The organism is Lentzea sp. (assembly GCF_036380075.1).
In the GTDB taxonomy this organism is placed as follows: Bacteria; Actinomycetota; Actinomycetes; order Mycobacteriales; family Pseudonocardiaceae; genus Lentzea.
This window is the reverse complement of sequence record NZ_DASVFL010000391.1, coordinates 22,129-43,123: the sequence shown is the minus strand read 5'-3', so window position 1 is coordinate 43,123 and position 20,995 is coordinate 22,129. Positions and strand designations below refer to the sequence as shown.

Sequence of the window (20,995 nt, the reverse complement as noted above, 5' to 3'; positions counted from 1 at the left end):
CACGCGCGGAAGTGCTCGCTGTCAACGTGGGTGACCTCCCCGCACGCCTGCTTCCCGATTTCAGGACAACCGCGCTGCTTCGGATTCCCTGGTCCCGACCCAGTGACATCAGTTTGAAGCGCAATCTCGGGCTCCTGATCGGGAGAGCGGCCGGCTGGCAGCGCGTCGTCTTCCTCGATGACGACATCGTGGTTCCCGAACCACTCGATCTCGAACGAGCGGCCGCGCTCACCGACAGGTATGACGGGGTCGGTCTTGCCATCGGCGGACATTTCGACAACTCAGTCGTCTGCCACGCGTACAGAGCGGCCGGCGGAGCTCAGGACGTGTTCGTCGGAGGCGGCGCACTCGTGATCCACACGAGGTCGACGAGGGCTTTCTTCCCCAACATCTACAACGAGGACTGGTTCTTCCTCCTCGACGACAAGGAGTTGCGCCCCACCGCTGTCATCGGTGAGGCGGTCCAGCAGGAATACGACCCGTTCGATCGAGTCGAGCGCGCTCGTGCAGAGGAACTCGGAGACGTTCTCGCCGAGGGACTCTTCTGGCTGCTGGACGACGGCAGATCTCTGAAGAACGCCACTGAGGGCTACTGGGCCTGGTATCTCCGGAAGCGAAGACGATTCATCATGGACACCATGAAGGCCGTACGCCTGCACGTGGAGGACTCAGAGCAGAAGAATCGCATGCTCAACTCGTTGAAGGCCGCATGGGGAAGGAACTGCCTCATCCGTGCCGATTTGTGCGAGTCGTACGTGCGAGCATTGCGCAGCGATCGACGTACCTGGCACCGGCATCTCAGCCGTAACCAACTGGTCGGAAGGCGACCCCGCTTCGAGGGTGACCTCAAGGAGCTGATGGCTGCCATGGGGCTTGCAACCAAGAGCACGTACCTACCGGGTGAGCGACTTGGTCATCACAGCGCAGACCTCCACCCGGCGATGTCCGTTGACGTCGCCGAGGGAGTAACAGTTGATCAGTCCGTGTCTCCAGTTCCGGAAGCCAAGACTCTTGTATAGGTTGGCAGCGGCGCCGTTGTTCACCTCAACGGCAAGCGCGACCGAACGGTGGCCTTCTCGCGCCAGCAGTTCCTCGGCCTTGCCGATCAACCCACGCCCGATTCCCTCACCGCGGTGCTGCGGGTGGACCTCCAGATGGGTGATCAGCGGCGTGTCGGGCAGGTGGCGGCGGATCTCCGGTTCCTCCGCGATCTCGAGCCACACGTAGACCACGCCGAGCACCACACCCGCACGCCAGGCGGTCAGGAGCACGCCCAACCCTCTCGACTGGCGGTCCAGGCGATCGGTGAAGTACCGGCCCTGCCCCAGTCGCCAGGTCAGCGACGCGAGGTCTTCGAGCCGGGCCGGTCTGACGGTCCAGTCGCCCATGCCACCCCTGCACCAGGTTACCGAACCGAGTCAGACCCAAGCGCGAGTCCGAAGTAGACGATCCGGCTCCCGATCACCGTATCCTGGAGGCATGGCCTCGGTGTTCGTGAACTACCGCGTCCAGGACCAGCCCGGCTACGCCACACTGATCCACCAGGCGCTGACCCAGCACCTGGGCTCCGACCAGGTCTTCCTCGCCTCCCGCTCGATCCACCTGGGCGACGACTTCGTCGACAGGGTCTTCGACACGCTGAGCCGCTGCGAGGTGCTGATCGCCGTCATCGGCAAGAGCTGGCAGGAGCTGCTGGGCGACCCGGAGCAGGACTGGGTGCAGCGGGAGATCGTGGATGCTTTCTCCCGTGGAATAAGGGTCATCCCGGTTCTCGTCGAGGACGCGCAGGTACCCTTGGACCTCCCCGACGGCATCAGGGCGCTGGCCAGGTGCCAGCACCTCAGGCTCCGGCACTACACCATCGAGAACGACCTGGCCCACCTGGTGCGAGAGCTGCGCAACCTGTTGCCACACCTGGCAGACGCGCGTGCCTCCGGACCGGCGACGTCGTTCCGGCTCTCCGCGGACCGGGGCTGCGAGTTCGTGATCGTGCCGGGCGACATCCTCCGGTGCACCAACGCGGACGTCTGGGTCAACAGCGAGAACACCGACATGTACATGGCCAGGCCGACCGACTTCAGCGTCTCGAGCATCATCCGGTTCTGGGGAGCGAGCCGCGACAACACCGGGCGGATGCTCGACGACCCGATCGCCACCGAGCTCGAGTCGCAGGCTGAGCAACGGCCTGTGGCGCCCGGCAGCGTGTACGTCACGGGCAGCGGCGAGCTTGCGCGCACTCACAACGTGCGGCACATCGTCCACGTGGCGGCCGTGCACGGCGAGCCCGGCGCCGGGTACCGGCAGGTGGGTGACGTCGGTGGCTGCGTGCGCAACGTCCTGCGGACTGTCGAACAGCTCGAAAGCCGGCGCAGCGTCCTGTTCCCGTTGCTGGGCACCGGTGCCGCGGGCGGTGATCTCAGCCGTACCGCCGAGGCGATGGTTTCGGCGGCTGTCGACCACGTCGTCGATCATCCGGACACGGCGCTGCGGCGCATCCAGTTCCTGGGCTACACGCGCCGGGAGGAAGAGGCGCTCGCGGCGGTCTTCCGGGTGCTTTCCTTGACAAAAATCTGACACCGCAAGGAGAAGCCAGGGCGAGGAGGTACCTTCGGCCGCAGGAGCGCGCTGCCAGAACAGGACCAGGGTGACCATCCGAGCGACCGACACCGTTGTCGTGCTGACGGCTTTGGAGAGCGAGTACGCCGCCGTCCGGGACCTCCTCGAGGCGCCGGAGGTGCACCGCCACGCCGCCGGCACGTGGTTCGAGGTCGGCCGGGTCCGCAGCGGCGGAAGGATCGCGCTGGCGGTCGCGGGAGCCGGAACCGCGCCTGCCGCCGTGCTCGCGGAGCGTGCGATCACCGAGTTCCGGCCGCTCGCCGTCCTGTTCAGCGGGATCGCGGGCGCGCTGCACGACGACCTCAAGCTCGGCAGCGTCGTCGTCGCCACCAAGGTCTACGGATATCACGGCGGTTTCCAGGAGCGCAGAGGTTTCAAAGCCCGCCCTCAGGCTTGGGACGCGGACCACGAGCTCGAACAGATCGCGCGCCACGTCAGCAGGTCTGGTGCCTGGAGCCGTGGGCTTTCCGCCGTCCCAGGCGTGGTCTTCCGGCCGGTGGCGGCCGGAGAGGTCGTGCTCAACTCCCGTGACACCCCGCTCGACAAGCAGTTGCGGCTGCACTATGCGGATGCCGCCGCCATCGAGCAGGAGAGCGCGGGCACGGCGAAGGCCGCGCAGCTCAACAGGTCCCCGTTCTTGGCCGTGCGCGGCATCAGCGACAAGGCCGACGGGCTCAAGTACGAGACCGATCGCCACGGGTGGCAGACGACGGCCGCCCGCAACGCCGCTGCCTTCACCATCGCGGTCGCCACCGAAGTGCTCGCCCAGGTCCCCAGGACGCCGCGCCGGTCGAGGCATCCCATGAATGTCAACTGGCGAGCGGACCTCACCGGGACGAGATCGGCAGTCGAACGTTGCGCCGTCGAAGTGCACCTCGTACCCATGGACGACTTCGGGCAGTTGGAGGCAGCACGGCTGGAACAACTGCCCGGCGTCCTCTCCGACCACGGCAGAGTTCGCGGGTTGTTCAGCGGCACGGAGAGGCTCACGTCCGACGTGGCCGGCGAGGTGGCCTGGGTGCGCTCGGCACCGAGTCCCTCCGGGCACAAGGGACTCGCGGTGCACCGCACAGGGCAGCGGTCCGCATGGTTGCCGCTCCTCAATAACGCCCGCGGGTCGGTCCTCGACCTCAACGCGCTGAACGACCAGATTGAACGGTGTCTGCGCTGGCTGGCCGAGATCGCAAGCCTTCCGGCACCGGCGACTGTCGCGCTGGCCGCCGGGCTCGAGCCAGCCGCGGGACTCACCGAACGCCAGGCAGGTGGCTTCTGCACCGTGCACCACCTCAGGGTGCTCTCCGAGGACGCGATCCCCATCCGGGACCTGCTCCACCAGGCGCGGGAGGTTGCCGGCGAGCTCTCCGCGCGGTTGCACGACGCCTTTCGAAAAGCCTGCTGAGCTACCTCACACCGTCGTCCGAGTTTTTGCTCCAGTGCAACCTGTGAACAGCCGTCAAGATCGACTGCTGGCGCAGTCGCGCCGGCGTGGGTAATCATGCGGGTGGGCTGATCACGGAGAGAGCAACGGAGGACCGACGACAACGGGAGTCTGCATGACCACAGGGGGCAGGAAGCAGCTCGGCATCGACCTGGACGAGCTGCGTCTGCTGGTCGGCTTGTCCTACCGCGAACTGGCGCGCCGCACCGGGTGCGCGCGCAGCACGTTGCACGACGCGTTGACCGGGCGGCGGTTCCCGCGGCTCGACACGGTTCTGGCCATCGCACGGGCCTGTGGCGGGGACCCCGCCCGGTGGCGGCTGCGGTGGGTGGCGGCGTGCCGGCGGTCAGGTGCCGCGCACCACGCCGACCACGTCCCGGCAGTCGACGAGGCCCAGCTGACGGGAGTCCTGTGAGCGCGGGTTGTCCCCCGCGACGGCGACGAACCCGGCCGGGACGTGCGTCACGTCCGGCATCGCCGGCGCCAGCCAGTCCGGTACGGGGTCGCCCGCTACGGCCGCCACCCGTTTGACCCGGTGGGGGAGATCGGGGTCCGGCACCCGGAACACGATCACCTCGTGACGCCGTGGACGGCGGAAGAGCCTGCGCGCCAGCAGTTCCTGGCCGTCGCGCAGGGTCGGGGACATGCTGGAGCCCCGCACGGTGACCCTGACCCACATCAGCTCACCCTCGCATCCTGGTAGCCGTCCGCCTGCAACCGGAACAGGCGGGCGTACTCACCGCCGGCGTCCATCAGCTCGTCGTGGTCACCCTGTTCGGCGACTCGTCCGCCGGCCAGGGTGACGATGACGTCCGCGTCGCGCAGGGCCGCCATCCGGTGGGAGATCAGCAGTCTCGTCCTTCCCCCGGCGTGCCGCCGCACGGTCTCGTGCACCCGGTGCTCACCTTCTGCGTCGAGGCCGGACGTCGGTTCGTCGAGGATCATCAGCTCGGCATCGGTGCGCATCAGGCAGCGGGCCAGCGCCACGCGTTGCCACTGGCCGCCGGACAGCGTGACGCCCGGCCGGTCGTCGTCGGCATGGGTTCTCGACAACACCGTGTCGTAGCCGTGCGGCAGTGCTTCGAGGGTGTCGGCGATGCGCGCGGTGGTCGCGGCTTCGACGATCCGCGGCCGGTCGTCGTGCGAGTCGGCGCGGCCGATGCCGATGTTCTCCGCCGCGGTCAGGTCGTAGGCCATGAACTCCTGGAACACCACGCCGATCCGTTGCCTCAGCAGCACGACGTCCAGGTAGCGCAGGTCCACGCCGTCCCACGTGATCGATCCCCGCTGCGGGTCGTAGAAGCGGCACAGCAGCTTCACCAGCGTGCTCTTGCCCGCGCCGTTGACCCCGGCCAGGCCCACCGCCGCACCCGCCGGGATCGTGAGGTTCACCCCGCGCAGCACCCACGGCCCGTCGTCCTCGTAGCGGAACCACACGTCCCGCAGCTCGACAGCACCGGCCGACGGCGTCCCGGCACCGTTGACGAGGTCGTCCTCGGTGCCGATGACGTCGAGGTAGTGCCCGAACAGCCGCACCGCCCGTCCCGCCTCCCCCAGCTGGAGCACGACGCCCGACAGCCCGGTCTGCACACCGGTGACGGCACCGAGGAACAGCACGAGATCGCCGACCGACGACTGCCCCCGCACGACGTTCAGCGCCACCACCACCGTTCCGGCACCGGCCACCACCGCCCCGAGCAACGCCAGGGCGCTCTGCACGCCGGTTCCCCGCCGCTGCGCGTCGAGCCTCGCACCGGAGACCGCGTGCAACGAGCCGATCATCCTGCTGTGCAACAACTCTCCGAGCCCGAACAGCCGGATCTCCTTGGCCGCCCGCACGTCGGTGAGCAGCGCCCGGTAGAACATCCGCCGCCGGTCGGTCGCGACCCACGCCTCCTCGGTCGCCGCCTCGCGCCGTGCGGTCGCGAGCCGCGCGAACACCGCCGTGACCACGGAAGCGAGCAGCAGCAACGTCATCGGCGGCCACACCACCAGCAGCGCGCCGGTGAAGCTCGCCAGCAGGACGACCGAGCGGACCAGTTCCTGCGCGAACTGCGAGATCGTGCCGGGCGCCTCCTGGGCGGCCTGCTCGGCGAGCCGCAGCCGGTCGTGGAACGCGGGGTCCTCGATCCTGCGCAGGCCGGGCAACGTCGCGACCCGCCGGAACAACCGGCTCTCGACGGTGAGCGCGACCCGGTGCCGCACCACCTCCCCGAGGTAGCCGCAGAGGTAGAGCAACGCGATCGCGACACCACCGGTCACCGCCGCGGCGATCGCCAGGAACGCCGCCCGCCCGGCGCTCGCCGTGGCGGAGGTGAGCTCGTCGACCAGCGACCCCGTCAGCCAGGCGCCCCACGCGGGGGCGGCTCCGGCGAGCACGGTGAGGGCGAGCGTTCCCCCGGCGATCACCGGCGCGGCCCGGAACGGCAGGGCGAGCGCCGCCGCTGCGTTGCGGATCATGCCACCGGCGCCGGAACGCCGGCGAAGTCGTCGAGCCTGATCCCGGACGCCGTGACGACACCGCCGTGCGTGTGCACCAGTGTCGGGAACGCCATGACCTCGAACGCCGACAGCACCGGGTCGTCGGTGCCGACCACGACGACCCGCCCGAGTCCGCTCACCTTCTCGACAAGTCGTTTCGTGGCATCGGGATCACTCGGATCATCATCCACAACGGACACGAAGCGGGCGACGGGCGGACTGTCCAGCAAGGCGTCCGTCAAGGTCCGGCACGGCCCGCAGCCGACCGAGAAGAAGCCGACCTGCACCGGTCCGTCGAGGTCGGCCTCGGTGAACGCCCGGCCGTCGGTGTCGGTGAGCGCGAAGGGCTTCACCACCAGCCCCGGCTGAGGCAGGTTCGACGGACGCGCGGGGCCCTGGCGCTCCTGCAGCTCCCGCACCCTGGCCACCAGCCCGAACGTGAACAGCACGTGCACCGCCACCACCACGGCGAGCAGCACGACGGCGATCGTCAGCAGGGTCAACGGTTCCTCCCAAGAACCAGGGGTCGGCACGAAAGCCCCCGAAGCGGCGACTCCGATCAGCGCGCCGTTGCGCACGAGGTGCTTCGTGCCCAGCACATCGCCACCGGCGCCGAAGCACTTGCAGCGCACCGGCTTCCGGCCGGACATCGCCAGGACGATCGCGCCGCAGAACACCGCGAGCAACGCGGCCACGACCGCGTAGCCGATCCGCGTCCCCGGAACGGCGAGCAGCACCACAGCGACCGCCTCCCCCGCCAGGACCAGGACGGCGAGCGGTCCGGCCGGCAACCGCGGCACGAGTGCGGCGACCGAGCCGCGGAACTCCACGAAACCCTGCCCGGTGCGCACCTTTCCGGCGAACGCCGCGGCGAAGACGGCACCGAGCAGCAGACGAGCGAACAGATCGAGCACTTCGGCCTCCCGCGACGGGTGCGGGGGTGCCGGCGGGACGCGCCCGCCGGCACCCCCTTGCGTCACTTGCAGGTGCTGCTCACCGACGAGCAGATCCCGTTGCAGTTGAAGCGGTAGCCCTTCTTGCAACACTGCCCGTGCTCCGGCACGCAGGCACCGGCGTCGATCCTCGGCAGCACGAGTCCGACGAGCCGCTCACCGGCCAGCTTCGCGAATCGCTTCACGGGTCCGCTCCTCCCAGTCGACCAACAGAACGCCCCCACGCTCGCCCGGCGGGGCGGGTCGGCGGAAGGAGGGTCGGACACTGTCGGACGGGGTCGGACGCACCGGTGATTCCAGCCCGGGTGGGGCGGCACTGCCGGCTTTTTTAGATCGATCGGGGCATCGACGCAGGTCCCGGGGCGTGAATCATGGAAGCATGCGGGCGGACCAGTCCTTCTGGGGGATGATCGACGACCAGGACCGCGCGGCACTGCGGGCGGCGGCCACGCAGGTGGCGTTCGAGTCCGGGGTCGTGATCTGCCACCAGGGTGACGACTCGCGCAACGTGCTGCTGGTGTCGCGCGGCCGGGTCAAGGTCAGCCGGTTCGCCCTCAGCGGTGAGGAGACGGTGCTGGCCGTGCGGGGGCCCGGTGAGATCATCGGCGAGTTCTCCGCCATCGACGGGCGGCGGCGGTCGGCGACGCTCACCGCCGTGGATCCCGTGATCGGCATGGTGATCCACGCTTTGGCGTTGAAGAGGTTGTGCGCCACCAGGCCTGAGATCGCGTGGGCGTTGCTCAAGGTCGTCGTGTCACGGCAGCGGGCCACCGGGGAGCAGCAGGACCTGCGGACCGGGCCGTCGTTGTTCCGGGTGGGTGCGGTGTTGCTCGACCTCGCGCACCGGGGAGCCGACGACATGATTTCCACGGTTCCGCTGAGCCAGAGCGAGGTCGCCGGCATCGCGGGGATTTCCCGTGAGACGCTCGCCAGGGCCTTGAAGACACTGCGGCAAAGGGGGATCATCGTCACCAGCCGCACCAGCATCAAGATCCTGCGCGAGGACGAACTGCGCAAGCTGTGTGGCATCTGACGCAGACGTTCGCGCCGGACAGGCGTTTCCTTGGGGCTCAGACGAAGAGCACTCACCCAGGAGCCGTCATGAAGCGCCAGACTCTGCCGGAAGACCACTCCCGCAAGCAGCTGCAGCGCGCACGGCGCAAGCACACGGAACGGGTGGTGTACGCCGTCGTCTTCACCGCTGTCGAACTGTGGGCCGTCGTCGCCGCGGTCGTGCTGCTCGACGACGACGGCGTGCTCGCCGTGGCCGTCGCCGTGGTGCTGTCGGCAGCGCTCATCGCCGTGTGGGACACATGGCAGTCGGTACTCGCCAACGGTCGGGCGTTGCGCGAGAAGATGCCGGACCGGAGTCCCGCCGAGGGGATCGACCCGCACCACCGCGCGAACCTGGTGCGGCTCTGATCCCGGTGTGGCCGCGGCGTAGGGGGGCGCGGCCACACCACCAGCTTCACACCGCGACGGGCTCGCCGGCCATCTTCCGGACGGCGAGCGCGATCCGCGCGGCCGGCGAACCGGTGCCGTAGGGGGACGGGATCTCCCGCAGCGCCAGGCGGTGTGCCGCGACGTCGTCGAGCCAGGAGCGGACCGCGTTGCCCACCAACGGGCCCGGCGGGACGAGCGTGCCGAACGTTCCCTCGATCTCCGGCCGCTCGGTGCTGCGGCGGACGACCACGACGGGACGCTTGAGCACGCTCACCTCCTCCTGGATTCCACCCGAGTCCGACACGACGACGGCGGAACCGTGTGCCAGGGCCAGGAAGTCGCGGTACGGCCGCGGTTCGACCACCTGCAGGCCGCGCACCAGCTCCGAGAGCCCGAACGAGCTCACCCGCGCCGCGGTCCGCGGGTGCAGCGGCAGCACCACGGGCAGCGGCAACGAGAGCAGCTCGCGCAGGATGATCTCCAGGTTGCCCGGGTCGTCCACGTTCTCCGGGCGGTGGATCGTCGCCAGCACGTAGCGGTCGCGCGTCAGGCCCAGGCCCGCGAGGACCGCGTTCTCCTCGTCCTGGCCGGGCAACGCGTGCGCGAGCGCCTCGACGACCGTGTTGCCGGTGACGACGACCCGGCTGTCGGCGACCCCCTCGGCGAGGAGGTTGTGGCGGTTCAACGACGTCGGCGCGCAGCACAGGTCCGCCAGGTGGTCGATGACCACGCGGTTGTGCTCCTCCGGCATCGCGCGGTCGTAGCTGCGCAGGCCCGCCTCGACGTGCACCAGCGGGACGTCGCAGGCGTTGGCCGCCAACGCTCCGGCGAGCGCCGACGTGGTGTCGCCCTGCACGATCACCGCCGCCGGGCGGTCGGCGGCCAGCACCTCGTCCACGGCCGCGACGGCGCGGCCCAGCTGGTCGCCCCGGCGCAGGCCGCCCAGGCGCAGCTCGTGGAACCCGCCCGGTTCCGGCACCTCGCGGCGGATGAGCGAGTACATCGAGCGGTCGTAGTGCTGGCCGGTGTAGATCATGGTGCACGCGCTGCCGAAGTGGTCGACGAGCGGCGCGAGTTTGATCAGTTCGGGCCTGGTTCCGCAGACGATCGTCACGGTGTTCGTTTCCCGCACGGCGGCAAGCTACTTCATCGTTCCGCGCGTTCCCCGGCGTTCACCGCTCACGTTCACCCGAAAGCGTTGCCTGGGATATCGCTCGAAAGTGTTGCGGCAGAGGCGTGTCGTAGTGTGCGCGCTCATCTGAGGCGCGCGCCGAAGCGTGTTTCGCCGAAACCGACGGAGAGTCCCGCGTGTCCGGTCATCTGGCGCTTGCCGTGTCCACCGTGCTGTACGGACTGGGGATAGTCGCGCAGACCGTCGCCGCGCGCAGGGCGGACGACCGTCCCGGCACCGGCGTGGGGCTGCTCGCCCGGCTCGCCTCCGACCGGGTGTACCTGCTCGGGTTCACCGGTCAGGTCGGCGGGTTCGCGTTCGCCTTCCTGGCGCGCGAGGACCTCCCGCTCTACCTGGTGCAGGCCGGGTCCTCCAGCGCGGTCGGGCTGGCGACGGTGATCGGCGTGCTGCTGCTCGGCTGGCGGATCCGCCGCGTCGAGGTCGCGGTGCTCGTGGTGATGGCGTGCGGACTGCTGCTGCTCACGGGCGCGGCGGCGCCGTCCACCGCGAAGGAGCTCCCGCTGGTGCCCGCGCTGGTGGTGCTGGGCGCGCTGACGCTCGCGGTGCTCCCGCTGGCGCGCACGCTGAAGGCCGCGACCCCCGTGCTGGCCGGTGTCGCGTTCGCCGTCGTCGCCGTGGCCGCGCGCAACGTCGCCGGCAAGCCGCTGCTCGACCTCGTGCTGCACCCGCTGACCTGGGTGATGGTGGTGGCCGCGTTCGCCGGGCAGGCCTGTCTCGCCACGGCCCTGCAGCGCGGCTCGGCCACGTCCGCGGTCGCGTCGATGGACGCCACGACGGTCGTGCTCGGCTCGGTAGCGGGCCTGCTGCTCATGGGCGACCGGATCGCGCCGGGACGCGAGTGGTGGGTCGTTCTCGGCGTGCTGCTGGTCGTGTCCGGGGTGCTGGTGCTCGGGTCGACCGCGCGGCCGGCGCGGGAGCTCGTGCACGCGGGAGGCGAGCGGTGAAGCCCGTCGCCAGCGTGTCGCTGGACCTCGACAACCTCTGGGCGTACCTGAAGACGCACGGCGACCCGGCGTGGGAACGCAGGCCCAGCTTCCTGCCGTCCGCGGTGCCGAGGCTGCTGGACGTGTTCGGCGAACAGGGTCTGACCACGACGGTGTTCGTGGTCGGCGCGGACGCCGAACGCGACGACGGCGCCGAGGCGGTCGCGGCGATCACCCGAGCGGGCCACGAGGTCGCCAACCACTCGTTCGGCCACGAGCCGTGGCTGCACCGGTACTCCGACGACGAGCTCGCCGCCGAGGTCGCCAGGGCGGAGGAGGCGATCACCGCCGCCGGGGCGCCGCGCCCGGTCGGGTTCCGCGGCCCCGGTTACAGCGTCACGCCGCAGCTGCTCCACGTGCTCAAGGAGCGCGGATACCGTTATGACGCCAGCGTTCTGCCCACCTGGATCGGGCCGCTGGCCCGCGCCTACCACAACCGCACCGCCGGCTCGCGGGACGACGCCGCGGACCTCTTCGGCGGGTTCGGCAAGGTCAAGGCCCCCAACGAGGCGTACCGCTGGCGCGCCAACGGGCTCGTCGAGCTGCCCGTGACCACGATGCCGTTGTTCCGGGTCCCGATCCACGGCGCGTACCTGCTGCAGCTGCACCAGGTCTCGCCCCGGCTCGCGCGCGGCTACTTCCGCACGGCGCTGGGGTTGTGCCGTGCCGGGAACGTCTCCCCGTCGCTGCTGCTGCACCCGACCGACGTGCTGACCGCCACCGAGGCGCCCGGCATGGAGTTCTTCCCCGGCATGGCGGTCCCCGGCCACGAGAAGGTCGCGCTGCTGGAGTGGGTGTTGTCGTCGCTGCGCCGCCACTTCGACGTCGTGGGAACCGGCGAGCACGTGGACCGCGTCACGCGGACCCGTCTGCGCGAACGGGACCCGGTCGCATGTGGCTGACGGCCCTGCTGCGCGTCCTCGCCTGCGGCACGGTCGCGCTGGCCCCGCTGGAGGGGTACCTGCTGGAGGTGAACGGCCAGCTCGCCAAGGTCGTGCCCGCCGCGCTGATCGCGGTGTGGGTGGTCTCGCTCGTCCGGAACCGCCGGCTGCCGGAGCCGCACCCGTTGCACCTGCTGGTCGCGCTGCTGGCGGTGGTGCTGCTGACGACCTCCGCGGTGCACGTCGCCGAGCCGTTCACGCTGGAGTACCTGGTCCGCTGGGTGCCGTTCCTCGTCATCACCGTCGTGCTGGCCGACGTGGCCGCGCGTGAGGTGCCGGTCAAGGCGCTGCTCGCCGCGGCGGTCGCGGGCGCGGTCGTGGCGGCGTCCGGCGGGCTGGTCAGCCTCGTCAGCGGTGAGCTGCGGGCGACCGGGCCGCTGGAGGACCCCAACGACCTGTCGTTCTTCCTCGTGGCGGCGTTGCCGTTGCTGGTGGCGCTGCCGGCGCGGGGCCGTTCGCGGATCGTGTTGCTGCTGCTGGGGGCGGTGCTGGTGGCCGGTGCCGCGGCGACGTTCTCCCGCGGCGGCGGGATCGCGCTGGGCTGCGCGCTCGCCTGGCTGGTGCTGCGCCGCGCGATCCCGGTGCGGGCGGTCGTCGTCACCGCCGCGGTGACCGGGCTGGCGGCGCTCGTGTTCGCGCAGACCGCGCAGGCGGAGCTGTCCCGGGCGTTCCAGGAGAAGAGCCACATCGCGGGCACCAACGCCGACACCAGGGTGCTGCGCTGGCAGGCCGCCGCGCGGATGCTGGCCGACGACCCGCTGCTCGGCGTCGGGCCCGGCGGGTTCCGCCAGGAGTACGCGGCGGCGTCGCGCAACGCGGAGATCGACGAGCAGACCCCGGTGGCGCACAACCTGTTCATCGAGGTGGCGGCGGAGCTCGGGCTGCCCGGTTTCGCGGTGCTGGCCGCGCTGGTCGCGCTCGGCTTCGTCGCGAGCGAACGGGCCGTGCGGGCGAACCGGCGGGAGGCGGTGGCCGTGCAGGCCGCGCTGATCGCCGTGCTGGTGGCCTCGATCTTCCTGTCCGAGCAGTACTACCTGCCCCTGTGGTCGCTCGTCGCCGTCGCCGTCGCGATCGGGCAGCGGGCCCTGAAGGAGAGTCGATGCGCGTCCTCCACGTGATCAGCGAGATGGGCGCGGGTGGCGCGGAGGCGCTCGTGGCCGGGATGGTGAAGGCGGGCGGTGACGTCGGCTGGGAGTCCGCGGTGGCGAGCGGCGGCGGGTTCCGCGCCGACGCCCTGCGGCGGGACGGGTTCCCGGTGTTCGACGTGCCGGTGGCCCGCAGGTCGCCGCTCGGGGTCGCCCGGGCGGCGTGGGCGACGCGGCGGGCCGTCCGCCGGTTCCGGCCCGACGTCGTGCTGGCGCACAACGTGTCCGCGAGCCTCACCGCCCGGATCGCGGCGCCCCGGCGTCCGCTCGTGACGGTGTTCCACGGGGTGGCCGACGCCGACGTCGCCGGTGCCGTGAAGGTGCTGCGGCGGGTGTCGGACACCGTCGTCACGGTCGCGGACGCCGCCGCCGACCGGCTGGAGGGCGCCGGGCTCGGCGCCGTGGTGGTCATCCCCAACGCGGTCTTCCCCGAACCCGCCCGCACGGACCGCGCGACCGTGCGCGAGGCCCTCGGCACCCCGCCGCACGTGCCCGTCGCCCTGTGCCCCGCGCGGCTGGAACCGCAGAAGCGGCACGACGTCCTGCTCGACGCGTGGGGACTGGTCCCCGGCGACGCCGAGCTGTGGCTGGCCGGGGACGGCAGCCTGCGCGGTGAGCTGGAGAAGCGGGCGGAGCGGTTGTACGGCGTCCGCTTCCTGGGCACGCGCACCGACGTGCGGGACCTGCTGGAGGCGGCGGACGTCACCGTGCTCACCAGCGACTGGGAGGGCATGCCGATCGCGCTGCTGGAGTCGCTCGCGGCGGACCGGCCGGTCATCGCGTCCGATGTGGACGGTGTGCGCGAGGTGCTCGCCGGCGGGGGCGGGGTGCTCGTGCCGCGCAGGAGCCCCGGCCAGACCGCCAAGGCGTTGCGCAGCCTGCTCTACTCCCCCACCGCCCGCTCGGTCGCCGCGGCCCGCGACGGCGGCGCCGACGCGCACACGTTGATGAAGTCCTACGACGAACTGCTCCGCACGGTGGCGGAACGTCGGTGAGTTTCCCGCGAACTACCGTCCTGGAGGGACGATGAAGGCTCCCAGAGCTGTGGTCGAGGGCGTGCTGGCCGCCATCGCGGTCGGCGCGCTCGTGCTGCTGGCCGTCGCCCTGCGCGACGGCGTGAGCGAGGGCAGGCTCGCCCTGCTCGCCACTCCGTCCACACCGGACAGCTCCCAGTTCGGCGAGGTCACCTCGCTCGCGGCGCCCGCGGTGGTGCAGCTGGTCCGCAGCCCGTCCGTGCTGGCCGCGGCGGCGCAACAGGCGGGCACGACGCCGGAACGCCTGGCCGACGCCATCGCCGTCGAGCTGGTGCCGGCGTCCGGTGTCGCGCGGATCTCCGTGCGCGCCGACACGGCCGAGCACGCCTCGAAGGCCGTGACCGCCGTGGCGAAGGCCGTGGTCGACGCCGACCTGCTCGCGCCCGCGGCCCGGTTCCGGCTGGTCGACCCGCAGCCGGAGACCGCGACGGTGAGCCCGGACTGGCGGCTCGCCACCGGTCTCGCGCTGGTCGCCGCCGTGATCGCGGGTGTCGCCGTCGGCGTGCTGCGGCGGGGGAACACGGCTCGGTCCTCCCTCACCAAGGCGGGCATCGACCACCCCGTGGTCGTGGCGCAGGACGACGACCCGGCGCTCGTCGAGCGGCTCACGGCGCTGTGCATGGCGGCGGCACGGCCGGTGCGCGTGCTGGCCGTCAGCCCGAACCTGGCAGAGCGGGCGGAGGAGCTCGCGCGGACGTTGCCGGACAAGGCTTCCGAGCCCGCGGACGGCACGGCGGTGATCGCGGTCGCCGAACGGGGCCGCAACGACCTCGCGACGGTGCTGGCCGTGCTGCCGGAGTCGTCCGTCGTGGTGGCGGTGGTGCTGGCGTGATCACGACGACCAGCCGCGCGGGACTGGCCAGGTCGCTCCTGGTCGGGCTCGTCGCCCTCGCGGGTGCCGCGAGCGCGTTCCGGGCGTTGCGGCCGTCGTGGGAGGTGCCGCTGCCGACCGAGGGGAACCTGCCCGAGGAGCGCATGCAGGACTTCCGGGACGCGCTGTACTTCCCGATCCGGGAGTTCCTGAACGGCGGCAACCCCTACGACCCCGCCGTGATGTTCGACCACTGGCCGGTGCGCCAGAACTTCAACCTCTACCAGCCGTACCACCTCGTGCTGCACCTGCCGTTCGCGCTGCCGGACTACCGGGTCGGCGCGGTGTCGTTCGCGCTGGCCTGCCTGGTGCTGCTGGCAGGGCTGTCGGTGATGGCCGCGGGCAGGGCCCGGCTGCCGCTCGTCGCCGGCACGGTCGTGATCGGCACGTTGCTGGTGACGAGCCAGGTCGGCAAGGCGCAGCTGTACATCGGCCAGGTCAACCCGCTGCTCGCGGTCTGCGTGGCCGGCGCGCTGCTGCTGCGCGCGTCGAACCCCGGCTGGGCGTCGGTGGCCCTGGCGCTGGCGTGGCTGAAGCCGCAGTTCGGGTTGCCGCTGGCGGTGGTCCTGTTCGCGCGGGGCGACCGGAGGGTCGCGCTGCTGGGCACCGGGATCGCGGCCGCCGCGAGCCTTCCGGTGGCGCTGCTGCTGGTCGTGCGCGGCGGTGGCGTCGGCGAGTTCCTCGACGTGATCTCCCGCAACCTCGCCTGGGCCAGCCACACCGGGTACGGCGCCGTCGACTCGATGGAGGCGCAACGCGTCGACCTCCCCGCGGTGTTCTTCCGCACCACCGGCTGGCTGCCCCCGGCGGCCGAGCTCCTGGCGCTGTGCGGTGTTCTCGCGGCGACCGCGTTCCTGGCGCGCCGGCTCGACCGGACCGAGAGCGGGTCCGAGGTCGCGGACGTCCTGACGTGCCTGGGCATCGTGGTCGCGCTGGTCCACCAGCCCGGTGACGTGCTGATCGCCGTGCCCGCCCTCGTCGCGCTCGCGGTCCTGTGCTGGCAGCGCCGCGGCGAGAGCCACTGGCGCTGGGCCGGGTTCGCCACGCTGCTGCTCGCGGTTCCGTTCGCCCACCTGCACTTCGTCGACACGGCGGTGCGGAGCGCGTTCGGGGCCAGGGCGAGCGTCACGCTGGACGGACTGGCCGTCGTCGCCGCCTGGGTCGTGCTCGTGGTCTTCGCGGTGCGGCACACCCGGCGCGCCGCATGACCGACGTGGCGGTGCGGGGCTCGCTCTGGCTCTTCGCGGTCAACCTGGTGAGCAAGAGCAGTCAGATCGCCGTCACCCTGGCGCTCGCGGTGTTCCTCACCGAGGCGGACCTCGGCGCGGTCGCCCTGGTCGTGTCGGTGGTCAACATCGGCCAGGTGGTCCAGGCGATGGGTGTCTACGACATCGTCAGCCGCACCGCGCGCGACCCGCTCGTGCTCGCCGGCACCGTCCTCACGATGAGCGTCGGCACCGGCGCCGTCCTCGCCGCCGCCGTGGTCGCCGCCGCGCACCCGATCGCCGCCGCGCTCGGCGCACCGCAGGCCGCGGGCATGCTGCGGCTCGCGGCGCTCACCCTGCCGTTCACCGCCGCGGGTGGCGTGCAGATGGCGTTGATGCACCGCAACCTCGACTTCCGCCGCCGGATGCTGCCGGACGCGGGCGGGATGCTCGTCGGCGCGGTGGTCACCGTGACGCTGGCCGCGACCGGAACCGGGCCGACCGCGCTGGTGGTCGGTCTGCTGTGCACGGCGGTCGCGCAGCCGGTCCTGGCCGCGGTCGCCGGGGCGCGGATCAGGCCGGTGTGGGACCGCGGCAGCGCGTCCGAGGCCGCGCGGTGGATGGCCGTCGTCGGACCCGGCGCGCTCATCGCCGTGCTGCTGGTCAACGTCGACTACCTCGCCATCGGGCACGTCCTCGGCCCGGAGGCGGTGGGCGGCTACTCGCTCGCGTTCCGGATCGCCTGGGTGCCCTACATCCTGGTCGCGGTCGTGCTGGGCGGGGTGCTCTTCCCGCTCTGCGCGGACCTGGTCCGAAGTGGACAGCGGGACCGGCTCCCCGGAACGCTGCACCGGTTCACCGTCGCGACGCTCGTCGTCACCGGTGGCCTGTACGTCGTCGTGGCGCTGCTGGCGGACGGCGTCGTCGTGCTGGGCCAGCAGTGGGCGGGTGCGGCGCGGATCCTGGTGCTGCTCTGCGGCTACGGCCTCGGACTGGGCTTGCTGCACGTCTGGTACCAGGGGATCAGGGCCGCCGGGCACGCCCGGCAGTACCTCGCCCTCGAAGCCGCCCACCTCGCCGCCCTGCTGACGGCGCTGGTGTTCACGACGCGCCTCGGCCCCGAGGCGGTCGCCCTCACCCAGCTCGCCGTGGTGTGGCTGCTGGTCCCGATCACCTGGCTGGTGCTGGCCCGCAACGGACTCGCGCTCCCCCGGTTCGCCCGGCCCGTGGCGACGGTGGCGGCGGGTGGCGCACTCGCTTTCGCGCTGCACGCCGTCCTTCCGGACAGCACCGGCGTTCCCGGCCTCGTCGCCACCGGGCTCGCACTGGCCACCGCCTACTGCGCCGTCGTCCTGCCGCTGAACCGCACCGTCCTCATCGGACTGAAGGAGCGCGTGTGAAGATCGTCCACGTGACGCAGCCGGTCGAGGCCGGGGTCGCGGTCGTGGTGCTGGCCCTCGCCGGGGCGCAGCTGCGGCGCGGCTGGGACGTGGGCATCGCCTGCCCGCCCGGCTGGCTCGCCGACCAGGCCGGGCAGGCGGGCATCCCGGTCCACCCGTGGCACGCGACCCGGTCCCCCGGCCCGCGCACCGCGTCGGAGCTCCGGGCGCTCCGCAGGACCCTGCACCGCCTGCGGCCGGACGTGGTGCACCTGCACAGCTCCAAGGCCGGACTCGCCCGGCTCGTCCTGCGCGGCCGCGTGCCGACGCTGTTCCAGCCGCACCTGTGGTCGTTCGGCGTCGCGGAGGGCCTCCTGAGCCGCGCCTGCAGGCGCTGGGAGGCAACGGCTTCCCGCTGGACCGGGCTGCTCGTCTGCGTCAGCGACGACGAGCTCGCCGCCGGCCGGCGGGCAGGGGTGACCGCACCGGCCGAGGTCGTCTGCAACGGCGTCGACACGCGGCACCTGCGCCCGCGCCCCAAGGACGACGACACCCCGACGGCCGTCTGCGTCGGACGGCTCGCCCACCAGAAGGGCCAGGACCTGCTGCTGCGGGCCTGGCCGCAGGTCCTGGAACGGGTGCCGGACGCCCGACTGCTGGTCGTCGGCGACGGTCCCCTCCGGGACTCGCTGCGGGCCACCGGCCACCCGAACGTCCACTGGCACGGCCACAGCGACGCCCCGGCCGACTTCTACGCGCAGGCCGACGTCGTAGTCCTGCCGTCACGGGCCGAAGGCATGGCATTGGTTCCGCTGGAAGCCATGGCCTGCGGACGTTCCGTCGTCGCGTTCGACGTCGAAGGCGTGCGGCAGAGCCTCGGCGACGCGGGCGAAGTCGTGGCACCGCAGGACACCGCGGCACTCGCGCAAGCGATTGCGCTGAGACTCGCCGACCCGGAGCTCGCGGCTACCGAGGGCAAGCGCGGCCGGGTCCGCGCCGAGGCGCTGTTCGACCGCGACCGCATGACCGACCAGATCACGACCCTCACCGAGAAGCTGGTGGAAGGACGACGATGACACGGATCGCCTACCTGCTCACACAGGACAGCGGTGGCCCGGTGGACGTCACCGTGCGCCTGGCCGCCGCACTGGCCCGGACCGATCAGGCCGAGGTGCGCGTCTTCGGCCCGCGCCCGCGCCGGGGCGCCGACCTGGTCGACCCGTTCTTCGAGGAGATCCTCGTGCCGCGCAAGGGGGACGTGCGCGCCGCACGGCTGGCCCGCGCCGCGCTCAGGACGTGGCGGCCCGACGTCGTGCACGCCCAGGACCGGCGCTCGGGCCTGGTGAGCGCGGGTCTCTCCACCACCGGCACCAAGATCGTGCACACCTACCACGGCGTGCCCGACGACGTGGAGGAGCCGTGGTTCCGCGGGGTGCGCGGCGCGACTCCCCCGCCGGCCTACACCCGAGCGGTGCTGGCGGCGGACGCCGCCGTCGCCCGCGTCGTGCACCGGACGGTCGTGCCCGCCAGGGAGATGGGGCGGTTCCTGCGCGACCGCCTGTACGTCCCGCCGCACCGCATGACCCACATCGACAACTGCGTCGAGGTCGGCGCCACGAACCCGCCCACCGGTCCCGTCCGGAACCTGATCTTCGTGGGCCTGCTGGTCGAGCGCAAGGGACTGCTCACCCTGCTGGACGCGCTGGAGACCACGATGCCGGACGACGCGACCCTGACGGTCGTCGGCGACGGTCCGCAGAGGATGCAGGCGGAGGGCAGGGTCACGCGGCGGGGGCTCGGCGACCGCGTGCGGTTCCTCGGGTTCCGGTCCGACGTCCCCGACCTGCTGCTGGAGCACGACGCCCTGGTGCTGCCGTCCACGATGGAACAGCAGCCGCTCGTCGTCGCGGAGGCCATGGCGGCGGGCAAGCCCGTGGTCGCGACGGACACCGGTGGTGTGGCGGACATGCTCGGCATCTCCGGCGACGACTGCCCGCGGCCGGGCGACGTGACGGCGCTGGCGGCACGGCTGCAGGAGCTCTTCGCCCACCCGGACCCCGGTGGCACGGGCGCCAAGCTCGCGACGCGGGCGCGGGAGCGGTTCAGCGCCGAGGTGTGCGCGCGGCGCCACCTCGACCTCTACCGCAAGCTCACCACCTCGGACCGTTGACCAGCACCACGGCGTCCGCGGGCGGCAGGTCCAGCTGCGGCGGGACCTGCTCGCCCTTCAGCGTCACGAGCCCCTCCGGCGGGGTGAGCAGCGCGGAGGTCTTCGTCGGGTTCACGGCCACCCAGCCACCGCTGTAGCGGCGGGTCCACACGCCGTTCGCCAGCCGGGCGGCGCTCTCGACCGCCTCGCCGAGCCGCGCGTCCTGGTACAGCGACCAGTACGGGCTCTTGTAGTCGGGGTTCGCCCGCGTCCAGCAGGTGTGGGGGCTCGCGAGCAGCGCGGCCGAGGCGTACCCGACGCGTTCCTCCTGGTCGGACTTCGTGTGCGTGACCAGCAGCAGCCAGGACTCGCCGAGCGCGGCCTGGGCGCGCTGCTCCTTGAACTGGTTGCCCTGGAACGTGATCAGCTCACCGGTGCCGTCATCGCCGCGCAGGCCGAAGTTCTCCTCCATCGCGCCCGCGTACCGGGAGTGCGCCGCCCACCGGCCCGGCGTCAGCTGCGACTCGGACACGTTGGGGACCAGCATCTTCCCGGACTTCTCCAGGGCGTCGCCGGTGAGCGCGAGCATGTCGTCGAGGCCGTCGCGCAGCAACCGGTCCGTGCCCGCGGCGTCGGAGGTGCCGGCCACCACCGCGGTCGAGTAGTACTTGAGCGAGCTGAAGTCGTTGTCCGCCAGCACCCCGTCCCAGCCCTCGCGGAGCACCTCGCCGACGACCGCGTCCGCCCAGGCCTTCCGGTAGGCCGGGTCCCACACCGTCATCTGCCAGTGCTGCGGGTAGCCGCCCCACTCGATGCGCTGCCCGAGCGTGCTGATGGCGAACCACTCGGGGTGGCTCTCCTGAGCCGCGAAGTAGCCGACGCCGGTGGGCAGGTACTTGGCGTCACGGCTGCCCTCGACCGCGCCGGGGTAGTTGCGCACGCTGGAGAAGTCCTTGTACACCAGGACCTTCACCTCGGGGTTGAGCTCGTGGAGCTTGCGCATGTGCGCGGTCTCCCACGCGTTGAGCACGACCACGTCGTAGTGCTTGGCCGCGGTCTTGACCTCCCAGGCGGTCGGCGAGTCGCCGATGGCGTACCACCAGGCGCACGGCGCCAGCGGTCTCGGCGCCGGTCCGGTGGCGCGGGGCTCGGTGGCCATGCTGGC

General features: G+C 71.9%; 21 protein-coding genes. 14 read left to right on the top strand and 7 right to left on the bottom strand.

Features of this window, described 5'->3' with window-relative positions:
* Positions 1-893: 893 nt before the first annotated feature.
* On the bottom strand, positions 894-1,388 hold the full coding sequence (locus VF330_RS40840; RefSeq protein ID WP_330857127.1) for a GNAT family N-acetyltransferase: 495 nt from the start codon (positions 1,386-1,388) through the stop codon (positions 894-896).
* A 91-nt stretch (positions 1,389-1,479) separates the two neighbouring features.
* On the opposite strand from VF330_RS40840, the gene VF330_RS40835 reads away from it, so the two are divergent.
* From VF330_RS40835 to VF330_RS40825, 3 genes are all read left to right on the top strand, one after another.
* Positions 1,480-2,574, top strand: coding sequence for a TIR domain-containing protein (locus VF330_RS40835; protein WP_330857126.1), 1,095 nt, complete (start codon positions 1,480-1,482; stop codon positions 2,572-2,574).
* A gap of 70 nt (positions 2,575-2,644) precedes the next feature.
* The gene (locus VF330_RS40830) at positions 2,645-4,015 is read left to right on the top strand and encodes a 5'-methylthioadenosine/S-adenosylhomocysteine nucleosidase (protein WP_330857125.1); all 1,371 of its coding nucleotides are present in this window, start codon (positions 2,645-2,647) and stop codon (positions 4,013-4,015) included.
* Positions 4,016-4,169: 154 nt separating this feature from the next.
* A complete protein-coding gene (locus tag VF330_RS40825; protein WP_330857124.1) occupies positions 4,170-4,469 on the top strand; it encodes a helix-turn-helix transcriptional regulator in 300 nt (99 codons plus the stop codon).
* Here VF330_RS40825 and VF330_RS40820 read toward each other — a convergent pair.
* From VF330_RS40820 to VF330_RS40805, 4 genes are all read right to left on the bottom strand, one after another.
* The gene (locus VF330_RS40820) at positions 4,401-4,733 is read right to left on the bottom strand and encodes a S26 family signal peptidase (RefSeq protein ID WP_330857123.1); all 333 of its coding nucleotides are present in this window, start codon (positions 4,731-4,733) and stop codon (positions 4,401-4,403) included. The two genes, VF330_RS40825 and VF330_RS40820, sit on opposite strands and share 69 nt — an antisense overlap.
* On the bottom strand, positions 4,733-6,514 hold the full coding sequence (locus VF330_RS40815; RefSeq protein WP_330857122.1) for an ABC transporter ATP-binding protein: 1,782 nt from the start codon (positions 6,512-6,514) through the stop codon (positions 4,733-4,735). The genes VF330_RS40820 and VF330_RS40815 overlap by 1 nt, the downstream gene beginning before the upstream one ends.
* The gene (locus VF330_RS40810; protein ID WP_330857121.1) at positions 6,511-7,449 is read right to left on the bottom strand and encodes a MauE/DoxX family redox-associated membrane protein; all 939 of its coding nucleotides are present in this window, start codon (positions 7,447-7,449) and stop codon (positions 6,511-6,513) included. The genes VF330_RS40815 and VF330_RS40810 overlap by 4 nt, the downstream gene beginning before the upstream one ends.
* A gap of 62 nt (positions 7,450-7,511) precedes the next feature.
* Positions 7,512-7,673 carry a hypothetical protein gene (locus VF330_RS40805; RefSeq protein WP_330857120.1) on the bottom strand — a complete coding sequence of 54 codons (162 nt, stop codon included), beginning with the start codon at positions 7,671-7,673 and terminating at the stop codon, positions 7,512-7,514.
* A 194-nt stretch (positions 7,674-7,867) separates the two neighbouring features.
* Here VF330_RS40805 and VF330_RS40800 point away from each other — a divergent pair, with 194 nt between their 5' ends.
* Both VF330_RS40800 and VF330_RS40795 read left to right on the top strand, forming a co-directional pair.
* Complete coding sequence (locus VF330_RS40800) at positions 7,868-8,521, top strand: Crp/Fnr family transcriptional regulator (RefSeq protein ID WP_330857119.1); 654 nt, start codon at positions 7,868-7,870, stop codon at positions 8,519-8,521.
* A 68-nt stretch (positions 8,522-8,589) separates the two neighbouring features.
* Positions 8,590-8,910, top strand: a complete 321-nt coding sequence (locus VF330_RS40795) for a hypothetical protein (protein ID WP_330857118.1) — start codon at positions 8,590-8,592, stop codon at positions 8,908-8,910.
* Positions 8,911-8,956: 46 nt separating this feature from the next.
* On the opposite strand, the gene wecB is transcribed toward VF330_RS40795, so the two are convergent.
* A complete protein-coding gene (gene wecB, locus VF330_RS40790) occupies positions 8,957-10,063 on the bottom strand; it encodes a non-hydrolyzing UDP-N-acetylglucosamine 2-epimerase (RefSeq protein ID WP_330857117.1) in 1,107 nt (368 codons plus the stop codon).
* 176 nt (positions 10,064-10,239) lie between these two features.
* Here wecB and VF330_RS40785 point away from each other — a divergent pair, with 176 nt between their 5' ends.
* From VF330_RS40785 to VF330_RS40745, 9 genes are read left to right on the top strand one after another with little or no spacing between them, the layout of a single operon-like run.
* Entirely contained in the window at positions 10,240-11,067 is an 828-nt protein-coding gene (locus VF330_RS40785) for a hypothetical protein (RefSeq protein WP_330857116.1), read from the top strand.
* Positions 11,064-12,008, top strand: a complete 945-nt coding sequence (locus VF330_RS40780) for a polysaccharide deacetylase family protein (RefSeq protein ID WP_330857115.1) — start codon at positions 11,064-11,066, stop codon at positions 12,006-12,008. Before VF330_RS40785 ends, VF330_RS40780 begins: the two co-directional genes overlap by 4 nt.
* Positions 11,999-13,165 carry an O-antigen ligase family protein gene (locus VF330_RS40775; protein ID WP_330857114.1) on the top strand — a complete coding sequence of 389 codons (1,167 nt, stop codon included), beginning with the start codon at positions 11,999-12,001 and terminating at the stop codon, positions 13,163-13,165. The genes VF330_RS40780 and VF330_RS40775 overlap by 10 nt, the downstream gene beginning before the upstream one ends.
* Positions 13,147-14,187 (top strand): glycosyltransferase, encoded by a 1,041-nt coding sequence (locus VF330_RS40770; protein WP_330857113.1) that lies wholly within the window; start codon positions 13,147-13,149, stop codon positions 14,185-14,187. Before VF330_RS40775 ends, VF330_RS40770 begins: the two co-directional genes overlap by 19 nt.
* 31 nt (positions 14,188-14,218) lie before the next feature.
* Positions 14,219-15,058 carry a hypothetical protein gene (locus VF330_RS40765; protein WP_330857112.1) on the top strand — a complete coding sequence of 280 codons (840 nt, stop codon included), beginning with the start codon at positions 14,219-14,221 and terminating at the stop codon, positions 15,056-15,058.
* Entirely contained in the window at positions 15,055-16,305 is a 1,251-nt protein-coding gene (locus VF330_RS40760) for a glycosyltransferase family 87 protein (protein ID WP_330857111.1), read from the top strand. The genes VF330_RS40765 and VF330_RS40760 overlap by 4 nt, the downstream gene beginning before the upstream one ends.
* Positions 16,302-17,702 (top strand): oligosaccharide flippase family protein, encoded by a 1,401-nt coding sequence (locus VF330_RS40755; protein WP_330857110.1) that lies wholly within the window; start codon positions 16,302-16,304, stop codon positions 17,700-17,702. Before VF330_RS40760 ends, VF330_RS40755 begins: the two co-directional genes overlap by 4 nt.
* Positions 17,699-18,757 carry a glycosyltransferase gene (locus VF330_RS40750; RefSeq protein ID WP_330857109.1) on the top strand — a complete coding sequence of 353 codons (1,059 nt, stop codon included), beginning with the start codon at positions 17,699-17,701 and terminating at the stop codon, positions 18,755-18,757. The genes VF330_RS40755 and VF330_RS40750 overlap by 4 nt, the downstream gene beginning before the upstream one ends.
* Positions 18,754-19,851, top strand: a complete 1,098-nt coding sequence (locus VF330_RS40745) for a glycosyltransferase family 4 protein (protein WP_330857108.1) — start codon at positions 18,754-18,756, stop codon at positions 19,849-19,851. Before VF330_RS40750 ends, VF330_RS40745 begins: the two co-directional genes overlap by 4 nt.
* On the opposite strand, the gene VF330_RS40740 is transcribed toward VF330_RS40745, so the two are convergent.
* Complete coding sequence (locus VF330_RS40740; RefSeq protein ID WP_330857107.1) at positions 19,832-20,989, bottom strand: putative glycoside hydrolase family 15 protein; 1,158 nt, start codon at positions 20,987-20,989, stop codon at positions 19,832-19,834. The two genes, VF330_RS40745 and VF330_RS40740, sit on opposite strands and share 20 nt — an antisense overlap.
* Between the last annotated feature and the right edge of the window lie 6 nt (positions 20,990-20,995).

Excerpts from the sequence above, each read along its gene's own strand:
- VF330_RS40755 (WP_330857110.1), top strand. The coding sequence starts at position 16,302 with ATGACCGACGTGGCGGTGCGGGGCTCGCTCTGGCTCTTCGCGGTCAAC.
- VF330_RS40825 (WP_330857124.1), top strand. The coding sequence starts at position 4,170 with ATGACCACAGGGGGCAGGAAGCAGCTCGGCATCGACCTGGACGAGCTG.
- VF330_RS40800 (WP_330857119.1), top strand. The coding sequence starts at position 7,868 with ATGCGGGCGGACCAGTCCTTCTGGGGGATGATCGACGACCAGGACCGC.
- VF330_RS40835 (WP_330857126.1), top strand. The coding sequence starts at position 1,480 with ATGGCCTCGGTGTTCGTGAACTACCGCGTCCAGGACCAGCCCGGCTAC.
- VF330_RS40840 (WP_330857127.1), bottom strand. The coding sequence starts at position 1,388 with ATGGGCGACTGGACCGTCAGACCGGCCCGGCTCGAAGACCTCGCGTCG.
- VF330_RS40765 (WP_330857112.1), top strand. The coding sequence starts at position 14,219 with ATGAAGGCTCCCAGAGCTGTGGTCGAGGGCGTGCTGGCCGCCATCGCG.
- VF330_RS40745 (WP_330857108.1), top strand. The coding sequence starts at position 18,754 with ATGACACGGATCGCCTACCTGCTCACACAGGACAGCGGTGGCCCGGTG.
- VF330_RS40815 (WP_330857122.1), bottom strand. The coding sequence starts at position 6,514 with ATGATCCGCAACGCAGCGGCGGCGCTCGCCCTGCCGTTCCGGGCCGCG.
- VF330_RS40820 (WP_330857123.1), bottom strand. The coding sequence starts at position 4,733 with ATGTGGGTCAGGGTCACCGTGCGGGGCTCCAGCATGTCCCCGACCCTG.
- VF330_RS40795 (WP_330857118.1), top strand. The coding sequence starts at position 8,590 with ATGAAGCGCCAGACTCTGCCGGAAGACCACTCCCGCAAGCAGCTGCAG.
- VF330_RS40740 (WP_330857107.1), bottom strand. The coding sequence starts at position 20,989 with ATGGCCACCGAGCCCCGCGCCACCGGACCGGCGCCGAGACCGCTGGCG.
- VF330_RS40770 (WP_330857113.1), top strand. The coding sequence starts at position 13,147 with ATGCGCGTCCTCCACGTGATCAGCGAGATGGGCGCGGGTGGCGCGGAG.
- VF330_RS40775 (WP_330857114.1), top strand. The coding sequence starts at position 11,999 with ATGTGGCTGACGGCCCTGCTGCGCGTCCTCGCCTGCGGCACGGTCGCG.